Consider the following 9,764-nt stretch of genomic DNA (forward strand, 5'->3'; position numbering starts at 1 on the left):
TTCCAACGCCCACGCCCGTGGCGTGACTCGATGCTGGCCCGCGCGCCCCTGCGCCGGACCGGTGATGTCCTGCGTCTGGAGTTCCTTACAATGCGTTTTTCTTCTTCCAATGGTCCGGGCCACCCGGCCCAACCGTCACGCCGCCTGTTCGTGCAGGGCCTGGCCGCCGGCGGCGTGGTCGCCGGGGCCGCCGCCACCGGCCTTCCCTTGCACGCGCTGGCTGCCGCCGGTCCTGCCCTGGCCACCGCGCCGCAGGTCCTCGGTCATTCCCACATCGAACTGGCCATCGGCGAATCGGCGGCCAACTTCACCGGCCGCACCCGCCCGGCGATCACGGTCAACGGCAGCCTGCCCGCGCCGATCCTGCGCTGGCGCGAAGGCCAGACCGTGGACATCCACGTGCGCAACACGCTGGCCCACCCCACGTCGATCCACTGGCACGGCATCCTGCTGCCGGCCAACATGGACGGCGTGCCGGGCCTCAGCTTCAACGGCATCGCGCCCGGCGAGGCGTACCACTACCGTTTCACCCTCAAGCAGTCCGGCACCTACTGGTATCACAGCCATTCCATGTTCCAGGAGCAGGCCGGGCTGTACGGCGCGCTGATCATCGACCCGGCGCAGCCGCCGCCGTATGCGTTTGATCGCGAACACGTGATCCTTCTTTCAGACTGGACCGACCTGGACCCCGGCGCGCTGTTCCGGCGCATGAAGAAGCTCGCCGAGCACGATAACTACTACAAGCGCACCCTGCCCGACTTCCTGCGCGATGCGCGTCGCGATGGCTGGGGCGCGGCGCTGTCCGACCGTGGCATGTGGGGCCGTATGCGGATGACCCCGACCGACATCTCCGATGTCAACGCGCATACCTACACCTACCTGATGAACGGCACGGCGCCGGCGGGCAACTGGACCGGGCTGTTCCGCAGCGGCGAGAAAGTGCTGCTGCGCTTCATCAACGGTGGCTCGATGACCTACTTCGACGTGCGCATCCCCGGCCTGAAGATGACCGTGGTCGCCGCCGACGGGCAGTACATCCACCCGGTCAGCATCGATGAATTCCGCATCGCCCCGGCCGAAACCTTCGATGTGTTGGTGGAACCCAGCGGGCAGGACGCGTATACGATCTTCTGCCAGGACATGGGCCGCACCGGCTTTGCCGCCGGCACCCTGGCGGTGCGCCACGGGCTTCAGCCACCGGTTCCCGCACGCGATCCGCGTCCACTGCTGACCATGGCCGACATGGGGCACGACATGGGGCATGCGATGGACCACGGCGGCATGTCCGGACATGGCATGGACCACGCGATGCCGGCGATGGATCACGGCGCACACGCCGGCCACGGGGCGCACGGTGCAGGCGCCGCCATGCCCACGAAGGTCACCCACCCGCACAGCGAGCGCGGCAATCCGCTGGTGGACATGCAGAGCAGCGCCACTGATCCGAAGCTGGACGATCCAGGCATCGGCCTGCGCGACAACGGCCGCCAGGTACTGACCTACGGCGCGATGCGCAGCCTGTTCGAAGACCCCGATGGGCGCGAGCCGGGACGCGAGGTGGAACTGCACCTCACCGGCAACATGGAGAAGTTCGCCTGGTCCTTCGATGGCATCCCCTTCGCCGGGGCCGAACCGTTGCGGCTCAACTACGGCGAGCGCATGCGTATCGTGCTGGTCAACGACACCATGATGCAGCATCCCATCCACCTGCATGGCGTGTGGAGCGACCTGGAAGATGCACAGGGCGATTTCCAGCTGCGCAAGCACACTGTGGACATGCCGCCGGGCACCCGCCGCAGCTACCGCGTGCGCGCCGATGCACTGGGCCGCTGGGCGTTCCACTGCCACCTGCTGTACCACATGGAAGCGGGCATGATGCGCGAAGTGAGGATCGAAGAATGAGCGTCTCCTTGCACCTTGCACGCAGTGCCATGGGCCTGGCGATGCTGTCGGCGTTGCCCGCGCTGGCGCAGTCGCACGACCACCGCGCCGCCCCAGCAGCGTCGATGGACCACTCGAAGATGGACCATTCGAAGATGGACCATTCCGGCATGGATCATTCGCAGATGGGCCACGCGCAGCATGATGCTGCCGCGTTGCCGCACGAGCCGATTCCCGCGGTCACCGCCGCCGACCGTGCAGCGGCTTTCCCCGCCATCGACCACGCCGCCATGCAGCACGCCCCCTCCATCAACAGCCTGCTGCTGGTGGATCGGCTGGAACACTGGGACGGCCGACATGGCACCGGCCAGGCCTGGGAAGCCAGCGGCTGGATCGGCGGGGACATCAACCGCGTATGGCTGCGCAGCGAAGGCGAACGCAGCGGCGGCCGCACCGATGCGGCGGACCTGGAAGTACTGTACGGCCGCAGCATTTCCCCGTGGTGGGACGTGCTGGCCGGTGTGAAGCAGGACTTCCGGCCGGCGGACTCGCGCACCTGGGCGGCACTGGGCATCCAAGGCCTGGCGCCGTACAAGTTCGAAACCTCCGCCACGCTGTACGCCGGCTCCGGCGGCCAAGTGATGGCCACCGCGGAAGTGGAATACGAGGTGCTGCTGAGCAACCGGCTGATCCTGCAGCCGATGCTCGAGGCCACGCTGGCCGCACGTGATGAGCCGGCCCAGCGCATCGGGCGCGGACTCAACAAGGTCGAAGCGGGCGTGCGCCTGCGCTATGAGTTCAGCCGACGCTTCGCGCCGTACATCGGCATCAGCCATGAGCGCCTGTTCGGCGAAACCGCCGACCGGGCCGAGGCTGACCATGTTCGTGATACGCGCTGGGTGGCCGGCGTCAGGATGTGGTTCTAGGACGCCTTGCCGCAGGCCCCGGTGCACCCTGTGTGCCGGGGCCTTCTACAATGGGCGATGCCTACCACCCTGCGCCGCGCCTGCGTGGACGATGCCGCTGCACTGTCAGGCATCGCCAATGCCACCTATACCGAAACCTTCGGCGATTCGTATCCGCCGCAGGACCTGCAGGCCTTCCTGCACGCGCACTACAGCCTGGAACCGCAACGCGCCGAACTGGCTGACCCGCACGCTGCAGCGTGGCTGCTGGAAGCGGATGGACGCGCGGTGGGCTATCTGGCCGCCCGCCCGAACAGCCTGCCGCATCCCCTGGCCGCGGCCGGGGACAATGAACTCAAGCGGCTGTATGTGTTGGCCAGCCACCAGAATGCGGGGCACGGCGAGCGGCTGATGGGCGCGTTCCTTGAGTGGCTGGACAGCCCGTCACGGCGCACCCTGTGGGTGGGCGTGTGGTCGGAAAACCACGGCGCGCAGCGCTTCTACGCGCGCCATGGCTGCCACAAGGTGGGCGAGTACGAGTTCGTCGTCGGCCACTCGCGTGACCGCGAGTACATCCTGCACCGCCCCGCCTGACTGCCTCAGAAGTCGAACAGGTCCGACAGGAAGCTTTCCTTCTTCTTTTTCCTGTAGCCATGCTGGTTGTACTGGCCCTGCTGCGCATAGCCGTCGTTGTGGCGCTGGCCCAGGTGGCGCGTATCGCGGTGCTGCACGGCCACCGGCGGCGGTGGCGGCTGGCTGTAAGCCGGGGCCGCAGCCTGTACCGGTGCGGGCGGCGGCACGGCCGGCGCGGAGGCCGAACGCTCGATGATCTTGTCCAGTTCGCCACGGTCCAGCCACACGCCGCGGCACTGCGGGCAGTAATCGATCTCGATGCCCTGGCGTTCGGACATGGTCAGCGCCTGGGTCTTGCAAACGGGGCACAGCATCGCTGGCACTCCTGCTAGGGGGGAGACCTGCACTGTAACCGCCCGCCGATGACTGCATGGCAACAGCCCTGACGATCGGCACATGGACCTCCGGCGCATGTCGGTGTGCTGCGGCGGCGGCATAGTGCCACGTGACCCACGCAAGGATGCCCCGATGAACACGACCTCCCGCTTTCCGGTCCTGCCGGCCTCTGTCGCGCTGGTGCTCGCCGTCGCGCTCGGGTTGTGGATACGCGATATCGCCAAGGCCATCGGCACCCCGATCCCCGGCCTGCCGATGCCCTTCGGCGGCAGCCTGCTGGACAACCTGCTGGCGACCGCCCTCGCCCTGCTGACCGCGGCCGTGCTGCTGGCACCGGGGCGCTCGCTGGCACGCAGCCTGGGCCTGCAGTGGAACGGTGCGCGTGGACCACTGCTGGTGCTGCTGGCCACCGTACCGTGCTGGCTTGGCCTGTGGTGGCTGGGCGCGCCGGCCACCGACATCGATCTGCTTTCGCTGCTGATGTTGGCCCTGCTGTTTCCGCTCGCCGAAGAAATCCTGTTCCGCGGCCTCGGCTTCGTGTTCGCCCAGCGCGTGTTGGGGTGGCCCTGGTGGCTGGCCGCCAGCGTGCAGGCGGTGCTGTTCGGCGCCGTCCACTGGCTCGGGTTCGGTGGTCCGGAAGCCGGGGCGATGGCCGCGCTGGTGTTCGCGGTGACCGGCATCGGCGGCTTCGTGTTTGCCGTATTGAACCGCCTGGATGGCTACACCCTGTGGAGCGGGCTGGCCCTGCACGTTTCGCTCAACCTGGCCTGGAACGTGCTCGCCGTGCCGGATGCCATCGCCATGGGCTGGCAGGGCATCGGCCTGCGCCTTGGCGCGGCCGCGTTGGCCGTGCTGGTCCTGTGGGCGCTGCTTCCGCCCCGTGCAAGCCGCACCGGCCCGTTGTAACCAGACCTTACCGATTCCTGCACGCAGGGCTCACCCACGGCCCGCGCATACTTGCGCGCCGCTGGGGCCTGGAGCCTCCGCCGCCCTTGTTCCAATCGTGTCACGGAGCCCGTGCGTCATGTTGTTGTCAAAGCAGAATGTGCAGCCGCGAGTGCTGCTGATCGAAGATTCCGAGGAAACCCTCGAGCTGAGCCGCCTCACCCTGGAAAGCCAGGCCTGCGAAGTGGTGGGGGTCAGTTCGGCGGAGGCCGCGCTGGGCCTGCTCAATGCCGGCGAGCGCTTCGACATGTTGTTCACCGATGTCTGCCTGGGCGGCATCAGCGGCATCGAGGCCGCCAACCGCGTGCGTGCGGCCTTCCCGCGCCTGCCGATCCTGGTCACCTCCGGCATGTGCCAGCACGAGGTGTTGCCGCTGCTGCACCAGGGCATCCACTTCCTGCCCAAGCCGTACAACATGAGCGAACTGCTCGACGCCATCCGCATCTGCTTCCGCCATTCCGGTGAAGGCCTGCCGCACGACGCGCCGCGCGCCGCCTGAGCGGCCTGCCACGGGCGCACCCGCCGAAGCGATGCTAGATTCAGCGCACCGCTTTCGCAGAGGCTGCGCCCGTGACCACCCGACTGACTGCCAAGGATTTTCATCCGGACCTGCTGGAACTGTATGACGGCTATGTACATGGCCGCCTGAGCCGTCGCGACTTCCTCGACCGCGCTGCCGCCTATGCGATGGCCGGCGTGGCCGCCACCACCCTGCTGGCGGCGCTGAGCCCGGATTACGCGCTGGCCCAGCAGGTGCAGTTCACCGATCCGGACATCGTCGCCGAGTACATCACCTATCCCTCGCCCAATGGCCATGGCCAGGTACGCGGCTATCTGGTGAAACCTGCCAAGGCAGCCGGCAAACTGCCTGCCATCGTGGTGGTGCACGAAAACCGCGGCCTGAATCCGTACATCGAAGACGTCGCCCGACGCGTGGCCAAGGCCGGCTTCATCGCGCTGGCGCCGGATGGGCTGAGTTCGGTCGGCGGCTATCCGGGCAATGACGTGCGCGGCCGCGAACTGCAGGCGCAGGTCGACCCGGAAAAGCTGATGAACGATTTCTTCGCCGCCATCGAGTACCTGCGCGCCTCGCCTTTGGGCACCGGCAAGGTCGGCATCACCGGTTTCTGCTACGGCGGCGGGGTGTCCAACGCGGCGGCCGTGGCCTATCCGGAACTGGATGCGGCGGTGCCGTTCTACGGCCGCCAGGCCAAGCCGGACGATGTGGTCAGGATCAAGGCGCCGTTGCTGCTGCATTTCGCCGAGAAAGATGACAACGTCAATGCCACCTGGCCGGCCTACGAGGCCGCGCTGAAGAAGGCCGGGACAACGTACGAGGCCTATGTCTACCCCGGCACGAACCACGGCTTCCACAACGACTCGACGCCGCGTTACGACCAAGCGGCTGCCGCGCTGGCGTGGGAGCGCACGCTGGGGTGGTTCCGGAAGTATCTGGCGTGATGCACTGCGGTACCGGGCGCCACCCGGCATCGCCTTTCAGCGGATCAGAGCCGGATTCCCGGCCGCGCACCCAGGGTGCCCATGGTGAAGGTGTAGCCTTCGTCCATCAGGAACTGCCGCATGCGCATTTCCGCTACCTGCGGTGCGCCCAGGCTGCTGGGGCCGTACAGGGCGTAGACCACCGTCCCGCTTTCAATATCTTCGCGACGTACCGAGATGCCCGGCACCGCCGCGGCCGCCGCCCAGCCGGCACGCAGCTTGGCTGGCGCGATCGACTGCCCGTTGCGCAGCCTGAAACTCAACCAGCGTGTTTCAGAATTGTCCTGCCGTTCGTACTTCGCCATCTGTGCGCTGTCCTCCCGAACCAACCTTGACCATACTCGCCTTCCATGTCAGCTCTGAATGAGACGGAGAAGCGACGCGTGGCCGATGATGGCGCAGCGCGAAGTGGTGCACGCCGCCTGCCTGCCGCTGATCGATTTCTTATAGCGCCGTCGCTGTTTGTCCTGCCAGCCTGCAGCAACACACTGCGGGAGGGAGCCAATGCAGACGGTCGGTCCAGACAATAACAATCGGCCCGCCCTGCGGCGGCCTTCGGTCGTGATCCAGATGTCCGACGGCACCTCGATCGCGCAGATAAACGACACGTTTCTGCTGGAGATGGTGCAGAACCGCGAGCTGCCTCCGAACCGGAGGCACACGCCGATAGCGTGCGGGCAACGTGCACTGCAGGCGGGCAGCAAGGTGCTGGGTGCCGCGACACTGGTCTATGCCCTGTGGTCGGTCATCAACTACATCGCCCCGCGGGGCGACTCCAATACCTCCGGGCTCCCGCGCCAGGATAACTTCGATTTCGACCATCTGTAGCCCACAAAAAAAGCGCCTCCGGGGCGCTTTTCTGGTGCTGCCTGCAATGGTGGGCCGTGATGGATTCGAACCATCGACCAAAAGATTAAAAGTCTTCTGCTCTACCAACTGAGCTAACGGCCCATTGCTGCCCCGGCTTTGCACCGGGGGCGAGCATTCTACCCTGATTCGGGCGCCGAGGTGAAGCGCCCGCGCATGTCAGGCGTAATGCGTGGGATCGGCGATGCCGGCCTCGTCGAAGCCCTGTGCCCGCAGCCGGCAGGCATCACAGTGGCCGCAGGCGGCACCTTCGGCATTGGCGTTGTAGCACGACACCGTAAGCCCGAAATCCACGCCCAGCCGCACGCCTTCGCTGACGATCTGCGCCTTGCTGAGGAACTGCAGCGGTGCGTGCACGGTGATGCCCGCCCCTTCCACTCCCGCCTTGGTGGCCAGGTTGGCCAGCGCCTGGAACGCGGCGATGAACTCCGGACGGCAATCGGGATAGCCGGAGTAGTCCACCGCGTTGACGCCACAGAAAATATCGTTGGCACCGAGCACTTCGGCCCAGCCCAGCGCCAGTGAAAGCATGATCGTGTTGCGCGCCGGCACGTAGGTGACCGGGATGCCCTCGCCGCCCGCCTCGGGCACGTCGATGTCATCGGTCAATGCCGAACCGCCGATGCTGCGCAGGTCCACGTCGACGGTCTTGTGCAGGACCACGCCCTGGGCGGCGGCGACGCGGGCGGCGGCCTCCAGTTCGGAGGTGTGGCGTTGCCCGTAGCGCACGCTGAGCGCGTGCACGGCGAAGCCCTGTTCCTGGGCGAGGGCGATGACGGCGGCCGAATCCATGCCGCCGGAGAGAAGCACGACTGCCTTCTTCATGGGTGAATCATCCGGTTTGGGGAGGGGAGCCAGCACGCTGTCCCGCGCCGGGGTGAAGCAGGAACGACGCGGCAGCTTACCTGCCCGGCTCGTCATTCCAGAGGAGTTTGTGCAGCTGCATCTGGAAGCGTACCGGCAACCGGTCGGCGACGATCCAGTCGGCCAGCTCGCGGGCGGTGATTTCGCCCTTGCTGGGCGAGAACAGCACCATCGTGCGTTCGGACAGGACATGCTCGACGACCATGGCCTTGGCCCAGTCGTAGTCCTCGCGGCTGCAGATCACGAACTTGACCTGATCACGCGCGGTCAGCAGGGGCAGGTTTTCCAGTTTGTTGCGCGCCATCTCGGCAGAACCCGGCGTCTTCAGGTCGACCACGCGTGATACGCGCCGATCCACCTCGGACACATCCAGCGCACCGGAGGTTTCCAGCGAAACGTCCATGCCGGCGTCGCACAGCTTCTGCAGCAGGATCAGGCAGCGCTTCTGTGCCAGCGGCTCGCCGCCGGTCACGCACACGTGGCGCACGCCCTGGGCGAGCACCTCGGCCACGATATCGTCGATATCCCACCAGGTACCGCCATGGAAAGCGTAAGCGGTGTCGCAGTACTGGCAGCGCAGCGGGCAGCCGGTCAGGCGCACGAACACGGTGGGCCAGCCCGCGGTATCCGCCTCGCCCTGCAGCGAAGTGAATATCTCGGTGATCTTCAGCCGCGGCAGCGGCGACTGGACGATGTCACTGGGCGTGGCAACGGCGTTGGCGGGTGTTGCGTTCATGCGGAATTCCGGGGACCTGAAACGAAAGCAGCCGAGCATGGCTCGGCTCTACAAAAAGCGGGTGCCCACGCGGGCCTCAGCGGATCTGCTGGCCCAGGCGGATCGACTGCAGGCGGTCCTGCGCGGTGCGCGCGGCGTCCGAGCCGGGATACTGCGCCACGACCGATTCCAGCGTCTGCTGGGCCTGCTCCACCTGGCCTGCGCCAAACTGGGAAAGACCGACTTTCAGCAGGCCACCGGAGGCCTTGTCGTGGGTCGGATAGCGCGAGATCAGCTCACGGAAACGCTGCTCGGCCATCGGGAAATTGCGGGTGGCGTAATAACTTTCGCCCAGCCAGTACAGCGCATTGGGGGCGTAGACACCGCTGGGGTACAACTCCAGGAAACTCAGGAACAGCTGCGCGGAGTCATCGTACTTGCCGGCCTTCAATGCATCGAAGGCGACGTTGTAGGTGGTGCGCTCATCGCCGCTGACCGCCAGGCTGCCTGCGTCGCCATGTACCGAAGGCGGCCGCTCTGAAGTGGCCGCTGCGGGAGGCTGCACGGCCGGAACCGGGGGAAGCGGTGCATTGCTGCCGGGTGCCGACGGAACGACCGGCGCTGCTCCACCTTCGAGGCGGTTCAGGCGTTCGTCCAGGTCCAGGAATGCGTCCTGGTTGCCCTGCTTGAGCTGGGCGTTATCGTGCTGCAACTGTTCGATCGTGCCCTGCATCTGCCCGACCTGCTGGCGGAGCTGGGTGATCTGGTTCAACAGGTCCGTGTTGGCACTGTTGTTGTACAGCTGCTGCTCGATCGCGCCGACGCGGTCGGCAAGGCTCTGCCGCTGCGCGTACGCCGGGGCGGCAGCCATGAAGGCTGCCGCCACGACCAGCATCAGATTGATGCCGATGCGCATGGATTACTGCGCGGTGTAGACGATTTCGACGCGACGGTTCTGCGACCAGCAGGACTCGCTCGAATCGGTGCAGACCGGACGCTCTTCACCGTAGGACACGACGGTCAGCTGCGAAGCCGAACCACCGTGGGCCGGCAGCGCGGAGCTGACGCCGTTGCCCCGACGCTCGCCCAGGGCCGGGGTGTCCGCGCGCGAACCGCGC

At 66.7% G+C, this 9,764-nt stretch carries 12 protein-coding genes, 1 tRNA gene and 1 pseudogene; 7 read left to right on the forward strand and 7 right to left on the reverse strand.

The genetic code is table 11. From position 1 onward, the window contains the following. Positions 1 to 48: 48 nt before the first annotated feature. From ACI2JH_RS05335 to ACI2JH_RS05345, 3 genes are read left to right on the forward strand one after another with little or no spacing between them, the layout of a single operon-like run. Complete coding sequence (locus ACI2JH_RS05335; protein WP_404735628.1) at positions 49 to 1,902, forward strand: copper resistance system multicopper oxidase; 1,854 nt, start codon at positions 49 to 51, stop codon at positions 1,900 to 1,902. Then, positions 1,899 to 2,807: a copper resistance protein B gene (locus tag ACI2JH_RS05340; RefSeq protein WP_404735610.1), complete on the forward strand. Its 909-nt coding sequence runs from the start codon at positions 1,899 to 1,901 to the stop codon at positions 2,805 to 2,807. The genes ACI2JH_RS05335 and ACI2JH_RS05340 overlap by 4 nt, the downstream gene beginning before the upstream one ends. A gap of 57 nt (positions 2,808 to 2,864) precedes the next feature. Continuing rightward, positions 2,865 to 3,380, forward strand: a complete 516-nt coding sequence (locus ACI2JH_RS05345) for a GNAT family N-acetyltransferase (protein ID WP_404735611.1) — start codon at positions 2,865 to 2,867, stop codon at positions 3,378 to 3,380. A 5-nt stretch (positions 3,381 to 3,385) separates the two neighbouring features. On the opposite strand, the gene ACI2JH_RS05350 is transcribed toward ACI2JH_RS05345, so the two are convergent. Continuing rightward, on the reverse strand, positions 3,386 to 3,733 hold the full coding sequence (locus ACI2JH_RS05350; RefSeq protein ID WP_057687323.1) for a zf-TFIIB domain-containing protein: 348 nt from the start codon (positions 3,731 to 3,733) through the stop codon (positions 3,386 to 3,388). Positions 3,734 to 3,887: 154 nt separating this feature from the next. On the opposite strand from ACI2JH_RS05350, the gene ACI2JH_RS05355 reads away from it, so the two are divergent. From ACI2JH_RS05355 to yghX, 3 genes are all read left to right on the forward strand, one after another. Then, positions 3,888 to 4,661, forward strand: coding sequence for a type II CAAX prenyl endopeptidase Rce1 family protein (locus tag ACI2JH_RS05355; protein WP_404735612.1), 774 nt, complete (start codon positions 3,888 to 3,890; stop codon positions 4,659 to 4,661). A 118-nt stretch (positions 4,662 to 4,779) separates the two neighbouring features. Further along, positions 4,780 to 5,199 (forward strand): response regulator, encoded by a 420-nt coding sequence (locus ACI2JH_RS05360; protein ID WP_101098845.1) that lies wholly within the window; start codon positions 4,780 to 4,782, stop codon positions 5,197 to 5,199. Positions 5,200 to 5,270: 71 nt separating this feature from the next. Next, positions 5,271 to 6,161 carry a YghX family hydrolase gene (yghX, locus tag ACI2JH_RS05365; protein WP_404735613.1) on the forward strand — a complete coding sequence of 297 codons (891 nt, stop codon included), beginning with the start codon at positions 5,271 to 5,273 and terminating at the stop codon, positions 6,159 to 6,161. A 44-nt stretch (positions 6,162 to 6,205) separates the two neighbouring features. On the opposite strand, the gene ACI2JH_RS05370 is transcribed toward yghX, so the two are convergent. Continuing rightward, positions 6,206 to 6,505: a hypothetical protein gene (locus ACI2JH_RS05370; RefSeq protein WP_057687320.1), complete on the reverse strand. Its 300-nt coding sequence runs from the start codon at positions 6,503 to 6,505 to the stop codon at positions 6,206 to 6,208. 265 nt (positions 6,506 to 6,770) lie between these two features. Between ACI2JH_RS05370 and ACI2JH_RS05375 the strand changes: the two genes are divergently transcribed. Then, positions 6,771 to 7,028, forward strand: coding sequence for a hypothetical protein (locus ACI2JH_RS05375; protein ID WP_404735614.1), 258 nt, complete (start codon positions 6,771 to 6,773; stop codon positions 7,026 to 7,028). Positions 7,029 to 7,075: 47 nt separating this feature from the next. Here the strand turns inward: ACI2JH_RS05375 and ACI2JH_RS05380 are convergent. From ACI2JH_RS05380 to ACI2JH_RS05400, 5 genes and pseudogenes are all read right to left on the reverse strand, one after another. Continuing rightward, a tRNA-Lys gene (locus ACI2JH_RS05380) sits at positions 7,076 to 7,151 on the reverse strand. A 75-nt stretch (positions 7,152 to 7,226) separates the two neighbouring features. Further along, positions 7,227 to 7,892, reverse strand: coding sequence for a 7-cyano-7-deazaguanine synthase QueC (queC, locus tag ACI2JH_RS05385; protein WP_101098843.1), 666 nt, complete (start codon positions 7,890 to 7,892; stop codon positions 7,227 to 7,229). A 76-nt stretch (positions 7,893 to 7,968) separates the two neighbouring features. Then, positions 7,969 to 8,667 carry a 7-carboxy-7-deazaguanine synthase QueE gene (queE, locus tag ACI2JH_RS05390; RefSeq protein ID WP_404735615.1) on the reverse strand — a complete coding sequence of 233 codons (699 nt, stop codon included), beginning with the start codon at positions 8,665 to 8,667 and terminating at the stop codon, positions 7,969 to 7,971. Between the two features lie 76 nt (positions 8,668 to 8,743). After that, positions 8,744 to 9,562 (reverse strand): tol-pal system protein YbgF, encoded by an 819-nt coding sequence (gene ybgF, locus ACI2JH_RS05395; RefSeq protein ID WP_182656864.1) that lies wholly within the window; start codon positions 9,560 to 9,562, stop codon positions 8,744 to 8,746. Positions 9,563 to 9,565: 3 nt separating this feature from the next. After that, a pseudogene (locus ACI2JH_RS05400) lies at positions 9,566 to 9,764 on the reverse strand (peptidoglycan-associated lipoprotein); the annotation flags it as partial.

The sequence above is a fragment of the Stenotrophomonas sp. NPDC078853 genome, assembly GCF_044901215.1.
GTDB classification, from domain to species: Bacteria; Pseudomonadota; Gammaproteobacteria; order Xanthomonadales; family Xanthomonadaceae; genus Stenotrophomonas; species Stenotrophomonas lacuserhaii.